Here is a 16,788-nt window from a genome sequence, read left to right as displayed (position 1 = left end):
ACCCCCCAGGTCATCCCTTCGACAGGGGGCAGACAGCCATACCGGGCCCGGGGGCCAGGCGCCCCGTTTCGGGGCCACGAGAAAGGTAACGGGTCGTCGGCCCCATGCCGCCGGCGCAGTGCCGCCGGTGGTGGTGGTGGTGGTGAGGACCGTCTTCCCGGTGAACGGGGGGTCAGGCCGGTGCTCCCGTCCTCAGGGTCTGCGTGACGTGGTCGACGAGGCGGGGCAGCCAGTCGGCCCGGGCGTTGCCGAGGAGGTGGTCGCCGTGGGGGACGGACAGGTAGTCGCCGTGCGGTGCCAGAACGACCAGCGGCTCGCCGTTCGTCACGCCGGGTATGACGTCCTGGCCTCCGTCCACGACCAGCAGCGGGGCCGTGATGCGCGGTGCCAGGGCGGCGAGGTCCACGTGGTGGGCGAAGTCGCGGGCGGCGTCGGCCCCTCCGGCGCGTCGGGCCATGATGTCCCGTACCGGCGGGGGCAGCTCCTCCCAGTCGAGGCGGAACGGGCCGCTGACGGTCGCGACCGTTGCGACGCGCGGCTCCAGCGCCGCGGTCCGGGCCGCGAAATAGCCGCCCAGGCTCAAGCCGACGAGACCGACGCGTTCGACGCCGAGGGCGCCAAGGGCGCCGAGAGCCTCAAGGGCATCGATGGCCCGGCCCACGACCTGCTCGTAGTCCGGCCTCAGGGCCGTCGTGGCCGTCAGCACGCCCTGCCCGGGGCCGTCCATCGCGAACACCGCCAGGCCCCTGGCCAAGAGCGAGGATGCCAGATCGAGGAACTCCTCCTTGGCCGAGTCCAGGCCGGGGATGATGATCACGGTGCCCGGAGCATCCGCGGGGCCGCGCAGCCAGCCGGTGAATCCCTCGCCGCTCACACGCCGCGCACCGGGCTCCAGCACGGAGAACGCCCGGCTCAGGGCGTGGTCCGCCTCGATGGCGGCGCGCTGTGCCTCCGCGTCGTGCGCGAGCGTGGCGAGGTGGAACCACCGGGCCGCCATCAGCAGGTGCTCCCCGGCCGAGACGGACGATCCCGCCTGCTCCGCGCGCTCCAGGTAGCCGTATCCGGTGTGCAGGAAGGACGGGGCCCAGTCGGCGACGGAGGCGAGGCCGTCGGTGACGCGGCGGTATTCGTGCGGGTCGACTCCCGTGCCGGTGGCGCGTGTCCACTGGGCGGCGGCGAATTCGGGGACGTTCATCGGGTTCCTCCAGTCGTCAGGACGGCCTTGCCGCGGATCCGGCGTTCCCGCAGGTCGACCAGTGTGTCGGCGGTCTCCGTCCAGTGGGCGATCCGGCCGATCTCCGGGTGCAGCCGCTCCTGTTCCACGAGGCGCACCAGCGTCGCGAGATCGGGGCCGTAGGGGGCGCCCGCGTAGTGGAAGTGCTGGATCGTCACGCGCTCCGGCCCGCCCAGCAGCTGGAAGAAGTCGAGGGTCGCCGGGGTGCGGCTGGCCTGGCCGAACCAGACGAGCAGGCCGCCGGGGCGCGCCTTGGAGAGGGCGATCGGGAGGTCCGGCCCACCCGTGGACTCCAGGACGACGTCGAACGGTCCTGGAGCCGCCGCGACCTCGTGCACCACCTCCGCGCCCAGCTCTGCCAGTCGCTCGCCGCGCATCGGCGTGGCCGTCACCGCGGTCAGCTCCGCACCGGCCGCGACCGCCAGCTCGGTGACGTAGTGGCCGACCCCGCCCGAGGCACCGGTCAGCAGCACCCGCTTGCCGGCCGGGGAACCGGCTGTACGCAGCAGCCGCAGCGCGGTGATCCCGGCCAGGGGCAGGGCTGCCGCCCGTACGCTGTCGATGCTGTCCGGGAGCGCCGCGAGGGAGTGGGTGGGCACGGCCGCGTACTCGGCCCAGCCGCCCTGCGCCGGATGCCCGACCACGCGGGTGCCGATGCCGGGACCGGAGCCGTCGGCCGCCTCCTGCACGACGAGGCCGGTGATGTCCTTGCCGGGCAGCAGCCCCGGCCGGGGGTGTTCGAGGAGGAACGTCTCGCCCCGGTTCGGAGCGAACGCCTCGACCTTGATCAGTGCCTCGTCGGGCTCCGGGACGGGCTGGGGGACCTCGGCGAAGGCGACGGGATGCGCCGCGTCGCCCGTGGGAATCAGTCTTTGCATGCCGGGAATGCAACCTCCGCGGCCGCCCTGTGGTCCAACAACCCACGCACAAGGCCGACAACTTTTGGTTGTCGCCTAGGGTGGGAGCCATGGATCTCGACGTGGCGCAGGTACGTGCCTTCGTGCGCGTCGCAGAGGAACTGCACTTCGGGCGGGCGGCAGGGACGCTCGCCATCTCCCAGCAGGCGCTGTCCAAGAGGATCGCGCGGCTGGAATCCCTGCTCGGCACGGTGCTGCTCCAGCGCGGCGGCAACGGGGTACGGCTCACCGAGGCCGGACGGCGCTTCCTCCCGCCGGCCCGGCAGACCCTGGCCGCCGCCGACGCCGCGGTCGCGGCGGCGGTCGGCCGGGACCGTCCGCTGCGCGTCGACGCCTGGGGGCACCTGTACGCGCCGATGCGGACGCTGGCCCGGGTCGCCGGACGGGCCGGGGAGCTCGTGATGGGGCACGGGCGTGATCTGCCGTCGGTGACGGCAGCGCTGCTTCACGGCGACATCGACGCGGCCTTCGGCCGGGTGCACCCCCCGCTGCGGGCCGGGCTGGCGCACCGCCTCGTCCGCCTCGAACCGGTGGACGCCGTACTGAGCTCGGACCATCCGCTCGCGGCCCAACCGGCCCTGAGGCCGGAGCAGTTGGGCGACAGCGTGCTCTGGGCTCCCGGCGCACTGGACCGGCTCGACTTCCTCCACCGGTTCGCCGCCCGGTTCGACATCCGAAGCACTGCCACGGGCGTCAATCTGGGACTCACCCACTTCTTGGAAAGGGTGGTGGGCGACCCGCACGGCTTCTCGCTGCTGCCCGCCGACGTGCCCCTGCCGCAGATCCCCGGACTGCGCTCCGTCCCGCTGGTCAACCCCACGCCCCTGTACGCCTGGTCGCTCCTGTGGCGCACCGGCAACGAGCACCCGGGACTGGACGGGCTCACCGCCGCCTGCGCCGCGCAGGCACGGCAGAGCAGATGGCTGGAGTACGACCCGGCGCACGACTGGCTGCCCGAACCGCCCGTGTCTGTCTTGTTCGCGGTTCGCCGTCGTCCGGGCGGTGACACGTTCGGGTGAAGCAGCGTTCCTGCAATCTTCCGAACCACCGGCTCCGGTAGGAGCCTTGAGCCTTCCACCGCCACCACGGAGGCACAGCCGGTGACCAGCAGGGACTGCGACGAACAGGCAGCGGAAGAACTCTCCTTCGACTTCGATGGCGACAGCAGATGGGAAGCCACCAAACTCATCACCCTGCGTCACATGGCACGGCGTCTCCCCCACCTCATCAAGCGCTCGCTGAGCGTCGCCTGGGGCGTCGACCGCCGCTCGGTCATCGTCCTCATGGCCTGCCAGATCGTCTCCGGCATTGCCGCGGCCACCGGGCTGCTCGCCACGACCTCGACCATCACCGCCCTGATCTCCAGCGGCGACATCACCGACCGGCTGTGGGACGCGTGGCCGTCGGTCGCGGTCCTCGCCGCCGCGTCCGGAATCCGCGCCGCCCTCTCCATCGTCGTGACGTGGCTGTCCTCCCGCATCGCACCCCTCATGCAGCAGGAGTGCGAGCTCATGCTCCTCGACGCCGCGACCGCGTCCGAACTCGCCGCCTACGACAGTCCCGGCTTCAAGGACCGGTGGGACAACGCCGAACGCGGTGCCGTCGTCGCCAAGGACATCATCGAAGAGGGCCAGCAGCTGATCGCCGCGCTCGCGTCCTTCCTCGCCGGCGCCTTCGTCCTCGGCGCCCTCCACCCCCTCCTGATCCCCTTCCTGATCATCGCGAGCTTCCCGCAGGGCATCGCCCAGATCCACAGCGCCCGCGTCACCTACACCGCCGGCCTGAAGATGACCGGGCACAGCCGCATGCTCGGTGTGCTGCGCTGGCACCTGTCCGACAGCCACGCGGCCGACCAGATCCGCGCCGGAACGATGGCCCCCTTCCTCCTGGGCACCTACCGCCGCATCACCAACCGCGTCACCCAGGTTCACCAGCAGGCCGTCACCGACGGCGCCCGCACGGCCCTCCTCGGCGCCCTCGGCGGCGGCGCGGCATCCACGCTCGTCTGGGGCGTGCTGATCGCCCTCCTGGCCACCGGCCACCTGTCGGTCGCGGCCGCCGGGACCGCCGTCCTCGCCCTGCGCACCGTCACCGGCTCCGTCCAGAGCGTCGTCCGCATGTCCGCCGTCATCTTCCGCACCGGCATGTACATGGACGACTGGTCGCAGTTCCTGGAGGAGACCGGCGGCTACCGCTTGAAGGGCGGCGACATCCTCCCCGACAGCCCCGAGGAAATCCGCACCGAAAACCTGGTCTACCGCTACGAGGGCAGCGAGAAGAACGCCCTCCACGGCATCGACTTCACCGTCCGCCGCGGCGAGATCGTCGCTCTGGTCGGCGAGAACGGCTCCGGCAAGACCACCCTGGCCAACCTGCTCACCCGCCTGCACCTGCCCACCACCGGCACGGTCACCTGGGACGGCCGGCCCACCACCGCCCTCGACCCCCACGCCACGTGGAAACAGGTCGCCATGGTCCCGCAGCGCTACGCCTGCTGGCCCCTGACCGCCCGCGACAACATCACCCTCGGCCAGCCCAGCGGCAACCACCACCACGACGGCGACGACCACGACACCCACACCGACGCCGACGCACACACCGACGCACACACCCACACCGACGCCGACGCCGACATCTGGGACGCCTGCCGAGCGACCGGCGCCGACGAAGTCGTGGCAGAACTCCGCTCCGGCCTCGGCACCCTCCTCGCACGCGAATGGCTGGGCGGCACCGACCTCTCCGGCGGCCAATGGCAGCGGATCGCCCTCGCCCGCGCCTTCTACCGCCGCGCCGGTCTCCTCGTCCTCGACGAGCCCACCTCCGCCCTCGACCCGCGCGCCGAACACCGCATCTTCACCAACCTGCGCCGCGCCGCACGGGACCGCGCCGTCGTCCTCGTCACCCACCGCCTCGCCAACGTCGCCGTCGCAGACCGCATCGTCGTCCTCGACCACGGCCGCGTCGCCCAACAGGGGACCTACGCGGAACTCTCCGCCGCCCCCGGCCTGTTTCGCGAGCTCCTCGACCTCCAGAACGACCGCAGCATCCCCGCCCAACGCACCCCGACCGCGGAGGAGACCACGGCATGAGCGAGACGTCCTGGGACAGGTTCGGGCTACGGCAGGCGTCCGACAAGACGTGGAACAGGTTCTGCTGGACGCAGTACTCCGACCACGGGCCGGGGCTGGAACTCCTGCACACCGGCCCCGGAAAGCGCGTCCTGGAACTCGGCGCGGGCAAGGGCGACAACCTCGCCCAGGTTGCCCGTACGGGCGCCACGGCCGTCGGCGTGGACGTCTCCGCCGTCCAGGTCGCGGCGGCCCGCGAGCGGTTCGGGGACCTGATCGAGCTGCGGCACGCGCGTGCCGAGGAGTACCTGGCGGAACACGAGGCGGAGTTCGACTCCGTGTACTCGGTCTTCGGTGCGGTGTGGTTCACGGACCCCGCCGTGCTGCTCCCGCTGGTCCGGCGGGCCCTCGTGCCGGGAGGCCGGTTCGCGTTCTCGCACCTGCCGCCGTCAGGCGAATGCCCCGGCCCGCACGCGTACGACATGTACGGCCCCGACGATGAGCTGCTGCCCATCACCCGCTGGTGCTACCGGCCGTACATGTGGGAGGAGAAGCTGCTGGAAGCCGGCTTCACCTCGGCGACCGGGCAGCGGCTCCCCTGCCCGCGGGACCGGGAGACGATCGGCACCCTGATCGTGGAGGCCACCTCATGACCGCACGCTGGATCCCGCCCGAGGAGTACGTCAAGACCATCGCGAACGCGACCTCGTACGCGGGCTTCTACTTCACCGACACCGCCGGCCGCCCGATCCAGCTCCGCGCCGTACGCAACGAGGACGCGTGGCAATGGCCCGGCGGCAACATGGATCCCGGCGAGACGCCCTGGGAGTGCGCCCTCAGGGAATGCTTCGAGGAAACGCAGATGGCCTTCACTGGCCCGCAGAAGCTCCTCGCGGTCCACTTCATCACCCGGGGATCCCACTGGCCGCTCAACAAGTTCGGCGTCATCTTCGACGGCGGCCGGCTCACGGACGAGCAGATCGGGGCCATCGTCCTCGACCCGGGCGAACACACCGAGCTCCGCGTCCACACCCTTCAGGAGTGGGAGGAGCTCATGAGCCCCGTCGGCTTCGCCCGGCTCAAGGCCGCCGACCACGCCCGACACACGGAAACGGTGGCCTACCTGGAGCACTGACCACCCCGCCGACCAGCGCCCCTCTCTCCCGTGGCGGGTCAGCGGGTGGCGGTTCGCATCGTGGTGACTGCCAAGGTGGCGTACTGCATCGTGAAGCTGCCTCCCACCGCGTCGATGGCGGCGCCGACGCCGGCCAGTACGTCCTCCAGCTTGGCCTGCGGGAGCCGGGTGAAGGCGCCCTGGGTGGGCAGCTGGTCCAGCCACTCGTCCCGGGTGTAGGGCCGCTCCCAGCCGAATCGCCACTGCTCGGGTACGGCGAAACCGTCCACCTCCCGGATCCCGTCGGCTGCCTTGGTGCACAGTGCCGTGTACCCGTCCAGGGCCGGCACCGTCCCTTGACGTGCGGCGAGCGAGTCCGGCATCACCCGGCGGTACACCTCGGCGAAGGCTTCCGCCACGTCGGGCAAGGGCTGGCCCGCGTTCCAGAAGAGGGCCAGCAGACCGCGGGGGCGCAGAGCCTGTGCCGCCTTGGCGGCTCCAGCGACCGGGTCCACCCAGTGCCAGGTCTGTCCGGACACGACGGCATCGAACTCCCGGCCTGCCGGATCCCAGGCTTCGAACGCCGCCACCTCGACGTCGAGTCCACGCCGGCGTGCCCGGTCGGCCATCCGGGCGTCGACGTCGACGCCCAGCACCCGGCATCCGGCCGCTTCGAACTGCCGGGCGACGATGCCAGTGCCGCAGCCGACGTCCAGGACATCGCGGCCGGGGCCGGCGGCAACGATCCGGTCCACCAGCGCCTGGGGGTAGCCGGGCCGAGCCCGGTCATAGCGTTCGGCGTCCGAGCCGAACGACTCCGCTACCTGTCGGTTTTCATGGGATGCGCGTTCAGAGCGAGGAGCTCGCTCCGGCGGTAAAGTGGGCATGTGCCCACTATCAGTGGGCACATGCCCACTCGTCAATGCCCGCCCGCCGATCCAGACAGGCCGATCAAGAAAACGAGGAGATGCACGATGCCCACGGGAGTAGCCATCCGCGACGTGCGGGGCCAACTGTTCGACGCCGCCGAGCGCGTCCTGCACCGGGACGGACCGAGCGCGCTCACCAGCCGGGCGGTCACCATGGAGGCGGGCTGCGCCAAAGGCGTCCTGCACCGGCACTTCGCCGATTTCGACGCCTTCCTCGCCGAGCTCGTGCTGGACCGCATCGCCCGGATCGACGACCAGGCCGCCGCCCTGCGCAAGGCCGCCGGAACCGGAACCGTCGCCGACAACCTCACCCGGGCGCTGCTGGGCCTGTTCGAGTCGGTTGCGGTGGCCGTCGTCAGCCTCGTCACCTCGCGGGACGGCCTGCGCGCCCGACTGCGCGAGGCCAGGCCCGCCGGCGTCCCGATCCTGACCGATGCCGCAACCGCGATCGCCTCCTACCTCACTGCCGAGCGTGAACTCGGCCGCATCACCGCGGACGCTGACGTCGACACACTCGCTCCCACTCTCATCGGGGCCGCGCACATGCTGTTCGCCGACCGACAAGGCATCCCGCCGGAAGCCGGACACGTCCACAAAGTCGTCACCGCGGTCATGGCCGGCGCTGAGCAAGAACCGCCGCGGTGACCGGCCCCGCAGCGGGCACTGGTTACGGCAGCGGCTGGGACACCACGCCGAAGTAGTTCCCGACGACGCGCAGCACGCCCGGGGTCGCCTCGGTGCCGTAGGGGACGTTCATCAGGATCGGGCTGTTGTCGCCGTCGCGGCATGCCATCGTGGTGGAGCCGCCGCCGTCGAGGTTGAGCCCGGTGTTCGCGCCGGCGATGATCAGCCACTGCGCGATGTCGTAGAAGCCCCCTCCGTAGTGCCACTTGGCTTGTTCGTTCCCGTCGAGGGTGACGAGGTACAGGAACTGCTCGTCGGCGCTCAGGCCGACGGCAGTGCGCGCGGCGATCTCCTCGCCGGGGCTCGACTGGGGCGTCCCGCAATTGACCCCGTTGTCGACGAGCAGGAGCGGCCCCTCCACGTGGACCTGCGGAGGCCACCCCCCGGCGGGCTGCGGGCTGCCCGCGATCGCCGTGTACGCATCCGGCGGCAACACCGTGCTGTCCTTTTGGGTGACGACCTGGAAGGTCACCTTGTTCCCCTGCGTGATCCACATCGCCATCGCGCCGGCGTCGCCCTGGTCGCGCACGTCGGCCTGCGTCTGGCCGGGCGGTGCCGGCTTCGTGGGATCGCACACGACGTTCCCCTGCGAGACGGCGAGCCCCATCAGCGCGAAGGTGTCGCCGGCCTGGGCCGGGTTGGGCCAGGAGAAGTTCGCGTTGATCGCGACCATCACGGTCGGCGCGGTTCGGCGGTCTCGCCGGGGTCGCTGCGCTGCCGGTCGGCCAGGGCGGTGATTCCTGCTGTGGCGGCAGTGGCGAGGTCGGCGACCACGGCGTCGTCGACGGGGAGGTTGAGGATGTACAGGGCGGAGGCCAGGGAGCCGAGCAGCAGCAGGTGGGCCATCGCGGGGTCGACGGTCCCGGCCAGCTCGCCGCGGGCCACAGCCTGTTCGATGATTTCGGCGAAGGCGGCCTGTTCGGCGGCCAGGAAGGTGTCCTGGAACCGGGTGTTCAGTTCGGGATTGACGGCGAGTTCGCTGATCAGGGCCGGTGCCAGCTGTCGGGCTGCCGGGGCGGCCATGCGCACGTGAAACGAGCGGACCAGCACCAGCAGGTCCCCGTGCAGGGAGCCGGTGCCGGCCCATGGAGGCAGCTGCTGCTCGTGCATGGTGGCGACGAACGCCATCTCGGCCTTGGAGGCGTAGCGACGGTAGATCGCGGCCTTGCCCACCCCGGCGCGCGCCGCGACCTGGTCGACGGTCAGGGCCGGGTAGCCGACTTCGTCGATCAACTCACGTGTGGTCTGCAGGATGTTGTGATCCACGCGACTGTCCCGGGGGCGTCCACCCCGTTGCCTTCTCACCGCCATGCCCCCACTATACGGAACGGGAGTATCGGAACAGCAGTATCGAAACTGGAGGACGGGAGACCTCAGATGATCAAATGGGCTGGCTGGATCATCACGTTCTGCGGAACCGCACACACGCTCGGCGCCCTCACGGTGGAGAAGGCCGCACGCCACGCCGGGACATGGTTCAGCGGCGGACTGTGGAGCGAGGACTTTGCCGACATGAGCCCGGCGGGCAGCGCGTACTGGCTGAGCCTGGACAGCTTCGGCATACCGCTCGTCCTGGTCGGCCTGACGGTGCTGTGGCTGGACCGCCGCGGCATCACCCCGCCGGCATTCATCGCCTGGACGCTGGCGATCTGGACCGTCCTCGACGCCGTGGTCTTCCCGTTCACGCCCTGGCCGCTCTTCGCGCTCGCGTGCGCCCTGCTGCTGATCGGAACCCGCCGCGCCCGCCGCGACAACCCCGCGCCCGAGGCCGGGCTTCCACGAGCGCGAGCATGAGCCCGGCCCCTCCGTCCAGGGACGGAACCAAGGCCGTGGGGACGCGGTCCACCTCGCGAGGTCCTTGGCCGGCGTGAGGGTCAGGGGGAGGAGGACGAGGGCCCGGGGATGACGATCGGCGCCTCGGCCTCGGCCCGGGCGCGTGCGGTAGCGGCCTCGACCTCCTCACGGGTGACTTCTTTGCAGAACCGTTCCCCGTGCGCGTCGGTGATATCGATGACCAACTCGGTCCACTCCTCGGCGGGCTCCTCCGGCACGTGCCCGAGGTGGTACTCGGCGTCCCTGAGCAGCTCTTCCGTGAGCTGTACGCCAGTCAGCCGCTCGGCAAGGGCAAGGACCGCCGCCTTGGTGTCGGTGCTCGGACCGGTGCCGTCCTCGTCCTCGGTCAGGTCGAAGCCGATCTCGCGCATCATGGGGACCAGGTCGTCAGGGGTACTGCCATACCTGTCGACGGGCCGTTCGAAGCCGGTCCGAAGCTCACCGGCCTCGTACCAGTGGAACAGGTCGACAGGTGCGCCCCCGTTGGTGGAATGCGCCACGGCCCGGCCTCCCGCCGACAGGGCCTCCAGGAAGCGTGGCTGCATCCCCACGCCCCCGTCGAACTGCAGGACCAGCGTCCAATCGCCGTCCGTGCCCGGCACGGTGAAAGCGCCCGCGATGAAGGAGTCGTCCCAGTAATCCGTCGCATCACGCTGATCCAGATGCTGCTCGACCAGCGCGTCCAGTCCCGCACCCGTGCCCTGCGGCTCTGCCCCCATCACACGCAGTACGTCGCCGGGGGTGATGCCCTGTACAAGGGTCAGGCCGTATCCGCCCTCTATCGCGTTGCGGAACACCGGGGAGGAACGTATCCAGGAGTAATCCTGTGCGGTCACCAGAGTCATGCACCACAGTCTGTCCGCCACCACTGACATCGTTCCCTTTTACGCCCCCTCCTCCACCTCGCTCACGGCTCTACGCTGACCGCGGTCGGCTTCGGCACGCTCGCCTGGGCGGTTTGAGTATGTGCGCTCATGCGGATGCCGCGGGCGGGACGGTGCAATGGGGTCATGAACGCGACTCCTCCCCGAGTTCCCCCGGCCGCACCGCCCCTGGCCCTGCCGTGGTGGCTGGCCCCGGCCTTGTTCACCGTGGCGGCCGTGCTGGGCGGTGCGTGGACCTACCGCTCCTCCCCGATCGTCCACGGCACGGCGTGGCTGGCTCTGCCGTACGTCGTTCCGCTGGCCTTGGTGGCGGCCTCCTGGCAGCCGTCCTCCCACCCGGGCACACGGACCCGCGGCCTGGTCCTGGGCGGGGTCGGCGCCGTCGCCGCGCTGGCCTACGCGCACCTGGCCACCTTCGTGCTCTACACGGTGGCCTTCGTGCTGTGGGCCTTCCAAGGCGGTGGCTGAGGCCTGCCGGACGCTCCTTCCATGCCGGCGGGGGCGTCGAGTGAGCGCACGTCAGTACGTTCCGGTCCCGGGTGGCGTGCTCACGCACAAACCAGTGGACCAGCCGCCACCGTGACTTCGTACGCATCCGCGTTCGCGCCTGCGTCAAAGGTGTGACGATGCGATCGTCGTGTCCTCACCCGGCCGTGGCGGAGCAACCGCCCAGCCCGGCCCGGTGGCCTAACGCCGCATATCCGCACCGTCGCGCCCGCTCGGGTCCATCGTCAAGAGGTCTTCGTGAAGTCCCGAGAGGGGGCGGTCGGTGGGACGTCCGTCCTCGCCGGACTCCATGACCGCCCAGCCGGCATCGACCCCGGACACGTTCACGTCCCCGCCGCAGTCGAGCTCGTCCAACGCAACGAACACCGCTTCGTAGGCGATGGCCCGGGCCAGCAGCACCAGGTCGTCCCGGTCCGCCCCCGCGGCCAACAAGCGCCGAGCTGCCGCCACCTGTTCCAGAGCTCCCGGGTCTGCCCAGCCGTCGATCGCGCCCCGCCACAAGGAGCGGAGCAGCACGAACCGTGCCAGCTGCGGCCGGTCCTCATCGATCTCGGACCGCGCCCAATCCGGCGCATCAGCCGCACCGAGGGCCTCGAACTGCGTCCGAAGCGACTGCGCCGCGGCTCGCTTCGACGGTGCGAGTCCGGATAGCCACGACTGCCACGTCGCCTCGACATCATTCATCGCACCAGGATGCCCCACCAGACGCCGGCAACGACAACGACAACGGCAACGGCAACGGCAAGATCAGCAGTTCACGCAGCTCCCGGTCCTCGTCACGGTCGGGCGACGTCACTTCCGGGGTGCCGGCTCGCTTTCCGTGAATCACCACGCGGAGTGACGTTTGCCGGACGGGCGGGGTCAGGTATGCGGGCGCTGCGGCCCCGGCTGTGGCGGGCGCGGGTCAGAGCCAGCCCTTGTGGGCGGCTTTGATGCCGGCTTCGAAGCGGCTGCTGGCGCCCAGGCGTTCCATGATCGAGGCCATGTGGCGGCCGACTGTGCGGGAGGAGATGCCCAGGCGCTGGCCGGCGGCTTCGTCGGTGAGGCCGGAGCTGAGCAGGCGCATGAGTTCCCGCTCCGTGTGGGTGAGGCTGGTCTGCGGGTCCTCGGGGAGGGTGGCGCCGAGCGGGACGGCGGTGTTCCACGCCTGTTCGAAGAGGTCGAGCAAGGCGGCGAGGATGCCGGGTTCGGTGACGTGGAGGGCGCCCTTGCGGTTGTCGGCGGGGTCGATGGGGACCAGTGCCTGGGCGCGGTCGACGATGACCATGCGCTGCGGGATGGTGGGCGCGGTGCGGACCTCGCTGCCCTGGCTGAGCAGCCAGTGCGCGTAGGTGGCGACGTGCGGCTGCTTGCGGGTGGCGTCCTGGTAGAGGGTGCGCATGGTGATGCCGCGGCCCAGGGCTTCCGTGTCGGCGGGGCGGCTGGCGGCGAGGTCTTCGGGACGCTGGCTGCCGGGCTGGCTGCTGAGGACCTCGCCGGCCGCTGCGCGTCCCATGTGTTCGAGTCGGCTGTGGATGGCGTCCATGCCGAGGAGGCGTTCGCCGTGGGTCGAACGGTGTTCGGCGCGGTCGGCGACCATGCGGGTGACAGCGGCGCGCGAGGCGGCGAGCTGGGCCTGGCGGGCGGCGAGCTCGGCCTCCTGCCGGCTGAGCATGTCGGCGAGGCCGATCTCGGGGCTCACGGCGCGCATCCGGCCGGGGTGTTCGGCCGAGGCGCGTATGAGCATGAGGCCGCCGAGCGTGTCGAGGTGGTCGTGCACCTCGACGGGTGTCATGGCGCAGTGGGCGGCGAGCTCGTCGATGCCGTGGCCGGGATGGTCGAGCATGGCCTGATAGACGGCCTCGGCCGCGGCTGTGAGCCCCAGTACCTCCAGCATGTGTTCCCCCCTGGTAGTCGACCGGCGATGTGTCGGTGCACCGACCGTATCTTCACAGCACCGCCACACCGGTTCAAGATCACTTCGCGGCCCGGTCGGGCGGCCGGGGGCCCATGCGGTCGGGATGCCGTCCGTGTTGCGGATCCGAACCGCACAGCATGTTTTGACATGAGCAGCTCAACACGTCGGGATCAGGACTGTCCGGTAGGCGACAGCCGGAAGACCTTCCGGCCGTGTCGTGCAGCGACGAAGCTGTTCATCGCCGGCAGGGAAAAGCCCGAACGGCAGCCGGACGGAGCGTCAACCGCGGGACGCCACCGACCGGTAACGGAAACCCCTCGTTCCTCAGCAAAGGACCCGATCATGACCTGCACCCGTATCGCCCAGGCCTCCGCGGTCGTCATCGCCTCCCTGACGGCGCTCGTCCTCGCCCCCTCCGTCGCCGCGGCGGCGACCCCGGCCACGACCGCCACCGCCCCGGTCACCGCCACCGCCCTGGCCACGACCGCCACCGCCCCGGCCACCGCCACGGCTTCTCCCACGCTCGGCTGGGGCGGTACGGCCGCCATGAGCCTGGGCTGGGGCAGCTGAACCCTGATGGACTTCGTCTACGCCAGCCTGCACCGCAGGCAGCCGGCCGAGGCCGCGCCGGCCGCCGAGGCGGCCGAAGTCGTCGACGCCCTCTGGGCGCACGCCCTGCCCGGCGACGGTCTCCAGCACGTCAGTGCACGTGCCGAACCCGACCGGGTCGACGTCCTGCTCTACCTCCTGAGCACCGACTCGCCCGACGCCCTTGACGGTGTCGACCGCGCCCACACCCTGATCACCCGCAGCCGGCAGACCTCGTCAGTGCTCCGCCGGCGCTACCTGCCCCCGGAGCCGTCGTCCGCGCCGGCCGTGGACCGCGCGTCCCTCTGACCGGCGCGTCCCTCTGACCGGCGCGTCCTTCCGCCCGGCACTGCCCTGGCCCGACCACCCGCGACCGCTGTTCCTGCAGGACAGCAGTCCCGGCCGCGCCGGAGCCCCCGCCACTTCGCCGCACGCTGCTCCGTCTCCGCACCGGCGCCGTTGCGCGCCCCGCCCGACCTCCCGCTGCACCGCCCCAGGACCGGCTGCCGCCTCGCGCCGTCCTGCGCCCGCCGCAGCGCCCACACGTCCCGTTCCGATCCGCCCTGGAGTCACCATGCCGCAGTTCCGTGCCCGCCTCGCCGCCTCCGCCACCGCCGTCACGCTCGCCGCCTCCGGCCTCGGCATCCTCAACATCCCCACCGCCCAGGCCGCGTCCTTCGGCGAGTCCATCGCCGCCACGGCCACCGGGCAGCTCGGCAGCGACGCCTGCGGCAACGGTGGCGCCGGCTACCACGCCCCCGGCAGCAACCAGACGTCGAGCTGCCACAACGGACGCCGTACACAGGCGTGGTGCGCCGACTTCGCCGGCTGGGTCTGGGCGCGGAACGGCGTCAAGAACCTCGGCACCCTGAACAACCTCGCCAACAGCTTCCAGACCTACGCGAAGAAGAACAGCGGCGGACTGTCGTCGACTCCGCACGTCGGGGACGCGGTGTTCTTCCACCCGAAGTCCTTCAGCGGCTACGACTACGACCACGTCGCCATCGTGACCGCCGTCAACGCCGACGGCACGATCAGCTGGGTCGGCGGCAACCAGGGCGGGTATCCCGGTGCGGTCACCCGTGACAGCGGCCCGGGGAAGATCGGTGCGACGCAGTGGACCTCCCGCGGCTTCGCCGTCAGCATCGCCGGCTACGCCAGCCCGGTCGGCGGCACGGCCACCACGCCGCCGCCCGTCACCGACCCGGCACCGGACACCAGCGTCTCGGACGTCGCCCCGGCCACCGTCTACAACCCCGACACCAAGACCGCGGAGATCTTCGCCATCGGCACCGACGGCGTCCTCTCCCACGCCTACAGCACCAACGGCGGCCAGTGGACCGACTGGAGCACCCTCGACCCCTCGTTCCGCTTCACCGGCAAGCCCACCGCCGTCTACAACCCCGTCAACAAGACCACCGAGGTCTTCGCCATCGGCACCGACGGCGTCCTCTCCCACGCCTACAGCACCAACGGCGGCCAGTGGACCAACTGGTCCACCATGGACACCGGCTACCGCTTCACCGGCTCCCCGTCCGCGGTCTACAACGCCGCCGCCAACGCCGTGGAGCTGTTCGCGATCGGCACCGACGGCAAGCTCAACCGCAAGTACCACGCCAACGGCGCCTGGTCTTCCTGGAACACGATGGGGAACTGGACGTTCATCGGCTCCCCCGCGGCCCTCTACGAGCCGGACCTCAACACGGTCGAGGTCTTCGCCAACGGCGCCGACGGCGTCCTCTCCCACGCCTACAGCACCAACGGCGGCCAGTGGAGCGACTGGAGCACCCTCGACCCCTCGTTCCGCTTCACCGGCTCCCCCGCCGTGGTCTACAACCCGAACAACAAGACCGCCGAGGTCTTCGCGATCGGCGCCGCCGACGGCGTCCTCTCCCACGCCTACAGCACCAGCGGCGGCCAGTGGAGCGCCTGGTCCACCATGGACACCGGCTACCGCTTCACGGGCATCCCCTCGGCCGTCTACAACACCGCCACCAAGGCCGTCGAGCTGTTCGCGGCGGGTACGGACGGTGTGATGAACCACCGCTACTTCCACAACAACACCTGGTCGAGCTGGGAGCAGCTGGGCACGTGGAAGTTCGGCGGCTCCCCGTCCACGCTGAACGAGGCGGGCACCAACTCCGCCGAGGTCTTCGGCATCGGCACCGACGGCGTCGTCTCCCACGCCTACAGCAGCAACGGCAGCCGCTGGAGCGACTGGTACACGGTCGGCACCTGGAAGTTCAACACCCACTGACCGTCCGCTCCGCCCCGCCGCATTCCGCGTCGTGCCGGTCCCCGCAGGGGGCCGGCACGGCCGCGCTTCCACAGCGCGCCGCTGTGAAAGGACGCGAAGTGTGTGTCGCCTGCCACTCGTACGACGGGACCCGGGCCCTTGCCCGCCCGGCTCGCACGGTCGGCGGCCTGGCACTCCCGGTGTGGCGGACCCCCGCATCACCGTGCTGTGCTGCCCGTACGCCGCCTGCCGCCACCTGCTGCGGTCCGCCGACCTCGGCCCCGACAGGCGGTCGCGCAAGGCGAACCCGATCGCTCGGCCGGACTACGGCAGCGGCTGGGACACCACGCCGAAGCAGTTCCCGACGACGCGCAGCACGGCCGCGGTCACATGACCAGCGGCTCAGCCAGAAGGACGACCCGATCGGCCTCGACATCGAAGCCGAGTACCGGATGGCCGTAGCCGCCCTCCGGATCCATCAGGACGGGCTTGCCCAAGCATCGCCCGATCTCCCGCAAGAAGCCGCAGAACACATCAAGTCGCTCCTGTCCCTGCAGCTCCCACAGGTCAACGTCGAAGTCGATGACCTCGTCCTGATGGAAACGGAAGATCGCCAGAACATCGGCAATCGGCCAGACCCGCAGATCCGCGCACTCAGCGTCGGCCGGGCGGGACAGCACGCTCTCCGCCCGAGGCACCGGAAGCACCGTATCGCCTTCGGAGTACCGGCACTTCCAGCCCTTCGCCTCGACAAGATCGAGGACCGCCTGCCAGTCCTCCACCGAGGCATCCGGGACCCGCAGATCAGGCAACGACCCCATCAGGTCCGGATCGAAGAAACAGCGCACGTCATCCCACAGCAGATCAGCCACACCGTCATGCTGCCCGACTCCCCGA

At 70.9% G+C, this 16,788-nt stretch carries 20 protein-coding genes; 11 read left to right on the top strand and 9 right to left on the bottom strand.

Features of this window, described 5'->3' with window-relative positions:
- Positions 1-172 precede the first annotated feature (172 nt).
- Both ACIQUT_RS32525 and ACIQUT_RS32520 read right to left on the bottom strand, forming a co-directional pair.
- A complete protein-coding gene (locus tag ACIQUT_RS32525; RefSeq protein WP_403568263.1) occupies positions 173-1,195 on the bottom strand; it encodes an alpha/beta hydrolase family protein in 1,023 nt (340 codons plus the stop codon).
- Positions 1,192-2,112: a zinc-binding dehydrogenase gene (locus ACIQUT_RS32520; RefSeq protein ID WP_403568261.1), complete on the bottom strand. Its 921-nt coding sequence runs from the start codon at positions 2,110-2,112 to the stop codon at positions 1,192-1,194. The genes ACIQUT_RS32525 and ACIQUT_RS32520 overlap by 4 nt, the downstream gene beginning before the upstream one ends.
- An 89-nt stretch (positions 2,113-2,201) precedes the next feature.
- Here ACIQUT_RS32520 and ACIQUT_RS32515 point away from each other — a divergent pair, with 89 nt between their 5' ends.
- The 4 genes from ACIQUT_RS32515 (at position 2,202) to ACIQUT_RS32500 (ending at position 6,354) form a co-directional block, all read left to right on the top strand.
- On the top strand, positions 2,202-3,170 hold the full coding sequence (locus tag ACIQUT_RS32515) for a LysR family transcriptional regulator (RefSeq protein ID WP_403568259.1): 969 nt from the start codon (positions 2,202-2,204) through the stop codon (positions 3,168-3,170).
- 183 nt (positions 3,171-3,353) lie between these two features.
- Positions 3,354-5,240, top strand: a complete 1,887-nt coding sequence (locus ACIQUT_RS32510) for an ABC transporter ATP-binding protein (RefSeq protein ID WP_403568257.1) — start codon at positions 3,354-3,356, stop codon at positions 5,238-5,240.
- Complete coding sequence (locus tag ACIQUT_RS32505; protein WP_403568255.1) at positions 5,237-5,872, top strand: class I SAM-dependent methyltransferase; 636 nt, start codon at positions 5,237-5,239, stop codon at positions 5,870-5,872. Before ACIQUT_RS32510 ends, ACIQUT_RS32505 begins: the two co-directional genes overlap by 4 nt.
- Entirely contained in the window at positions 5,869-6,354 is a 486-nt protein-coding gene (locus tag ACIQUT_RS32500; protein WP_403568253.1) for an NUDIX domain-containing protein, read from the top strand. Before ACIQUT_RS32505 ends, ACIQUT_RS32500 begins: the two co-directional genes overlap by 4 nt.
- 38 nt (positions 6,355-6,392) lie before the next feature.
- Here ACIQUT_RS32500 and ACIQUT_RS32495 read toward each other — a convergent pair whose 3' ends face one another.
- Positions 6,393-7,220: a class I SAM-dependent methyltransferase gene (locus ACIQUT_RS32495; RefSeq protein ID WP_403568251.1), complete on the bottom strand. Its 828-nt coding sequence runs from the start codon at positions 7,218-7,220 to the stop codon at positions 6,393-6,395.
- Between the two features lie 87 nt (positions 7,221-7,307).
- On the opposite strand from ACIQUT_RS32495, the gene ACIQUT_RS32490 reads away from it, so the two are divergent.
- A complete protein-coding gene (locus ACIQUT_RS32490; RefSeq protein ID WP_403568250.1) occupies positions 7,308-7,907 on the top strand; it encodes a TetR/AcrR family transcriptional regulator in 600 nt (199 codons plus the stop codon).
- A gap of 22 nt (positions 7,908-7,929) precedes the next feature.
- On the opposite strand, the gene ACIQUT_RS32485 is transcribed toward ACIQUT_RS32490, so the two are convergent.
- Both ACIQUT_RS32485 and ACIQUT_RS32480 read right to left on the bottom strand, forming a co-directional pair.
- The gene (locus ACIQUT_RS32485) at positions 7,930-8,619 is read right to left on the bottom strand and encodes a phosphodiester glycosidase family protein (protein ID WP_403568270.1); all 690 of its coding nucleotides are present in this window, start codon (positions 8,617-8,619) and stop codon (positions 7,930-7,932) included.
- A complete protein-coding gene (locus ACIQUT_RS32480) occupies positions 8,619-9,212 on the bottom strand; it encodes a TetR/AcrR family transcriptional regulator (protein ID WP_403568248.1) in 594 nt (197 codons plus the stop codon). Before ACIQUT_RS32480 ends, ACIQUT_RS32485 begins: the two co-directional genes overlap by 1 nt.
- 111 nt (positions 9,213-9,323) lie before the next feature.
- Between ACIQUT_RS32480 and ACIQUT_RS32475 the strand changes: the two genes are divergently transcribed.
- Entirely contained in the window at positions 9,324-9,740 is a 417-nt protein-coding gene (locus ACIQUT_RS32475; RefSeq protein WP_403568246.1) for a DUF6463 family protein, read from the top strand.
- A gap of 80 nt (positions 9,741-9,820) precedes the next feature.
- On the opposite strand, the gene ACIQUT_RS32470 is transcribed toward ACIQUT_RS32475, so the two are convergent.
- Positions 9,821-10,624, bottom strand: a complete 804-nt coding sequence (locus ACIQUT_RS32470; RefSeq protein ID WP_403568244.1) for a DUF6461 domain-containing protein — start codon at positions 10,622-10,624, stop codon at positions 9,821-9,823.
- A gap of 165 nt (positions 10,625-10,789) precedes the next feature.
- Here ACIQUT_RS32470 and ACIQUT_RS32465 point away from each other — a divergent pair, with 165 nt between their 5' ends.
- Positions 10,790-11,131, top strand: a complete 342-nt coding sequence (locus tag ACIQUT_RS32465; protein WP_403568242.1) for a hypothetical protein — start codon at positions 10,790-10,792, stop codon at positions 11,129-11,131.
- A 219-nt stretch (positions 11,132-11,350) separates the two neighbouring features.
- On the opposite strand, the gene ACIQUT_RS32460 is transcribed toward ACIQUT_RS32465, so the two are convergent.
- Complete coding sequence (locus ACIQUT_RS32460; RefSeq protein ID WP_403568240.1) at positions 11,351-11,854, bottom strand: hypothetical protein; 504 nt, start codon at positions 11,852-11,854, stop codon at positions 11,351-11,353.
- Positions 11,855-12,074: 220 nt separating this feature from the next.
- Positions 12,075-13,046: a LuxR C-terminal-related transcriptional regulator gene (locus tag ACIQUT_RS32455; RefSeq protein ID WP_403568238.1), complete on the bottom strand. Its 972-nt coding sequence runs from the start codon at positions 13,044-13,046 to the stop codon at positions 12,075-12,077.
- Positions 13,047-13,409: 363 nt separating this feature from the next.
- Between ACIQUT_RS32455 and ACIQUT_RS32450 the strand changes: the two genes are divergently transcribed.
- From ACIQUT_RS32450 to ACIQUT_RS32435, 4 genes are all read left to right on the top strand, one after another.
- Entirely contained in the window at positions 13,410-13,637 is a 228-nt protein-coding gene (locus tag ACIQUT_RS32450; protein WP_403568236.1) for a hypothetical protein, read from the top strand.
- A 6-nt stretch (positions 13,638-13,643) separates the two neighbouring features.
- On the top strand, positions 13,644-13,964 hold the full coding sequence (locus ACIQUT_RS32445) for a hypothetical protein (RefSeq protein WP_403568234.1): 321 nt from the start codon (positions 13,644-13,646) through the stop codon (positions 13,962-13,964).
- Positions 13,965-14,229: 265 nt separating this feature from the next.
- Positions 14,230-15,912 (top strand): CHAP domain-containing protein, encoded by a 1,683-nt coding sequence (locus ACIQUT_RS32440; RefSeq protein ID WP_403568232.1) that lies wholly within the window; start codon positions 14,230-14,232, stop codon positions 15,910-15,912.
- A gap of 181 nt (positions 15,913-16,093) precedes the next feature.
- The gene (locus ACIQUT_RS32435) at positions 16,094-16,285 is read left to right on the top strand and encodes a hypothetical protein (protein WP_403568230.1); all 192 of its coding nucleotides are present in this window, start codon (positions 16,094-16,096) and stop codon (positions 16,283-16,285) included.
- Here the strand turns inward: ACIQUT_RS32435 and ACIQUT_RS32430 are convergent.
- A complete protein-coding gene (locus ACIQUT_RS32430) occupies positions 16,278-16,763 on the bottom strand; it encodes a hypothetical protein (protein WP_403568228.1) in 486 nt (161 codons plus the stop codon). The genes ACIQUT_RS32435 and ACIQUT_RS32430 overlap by 8 nt on opposite strands.
- Positions 16,764-16,788: the final 25 nt, after the last annotated feature.

The sequence above is a fragment of the Streptomyces sp. NPDC090445 genome (genome assembly GCF_044769385.1).
Lineage (GTDB): Bacteria > Actinomycetota > Actinomycetes > Streptomycetales > Streptomycetaceae > Streptomyces.
The sequence above is the reverse complement of the archived record's forward strand: the minus strand, read 5'-3'. Positions and strand labels throughout refer to the sequence as shown.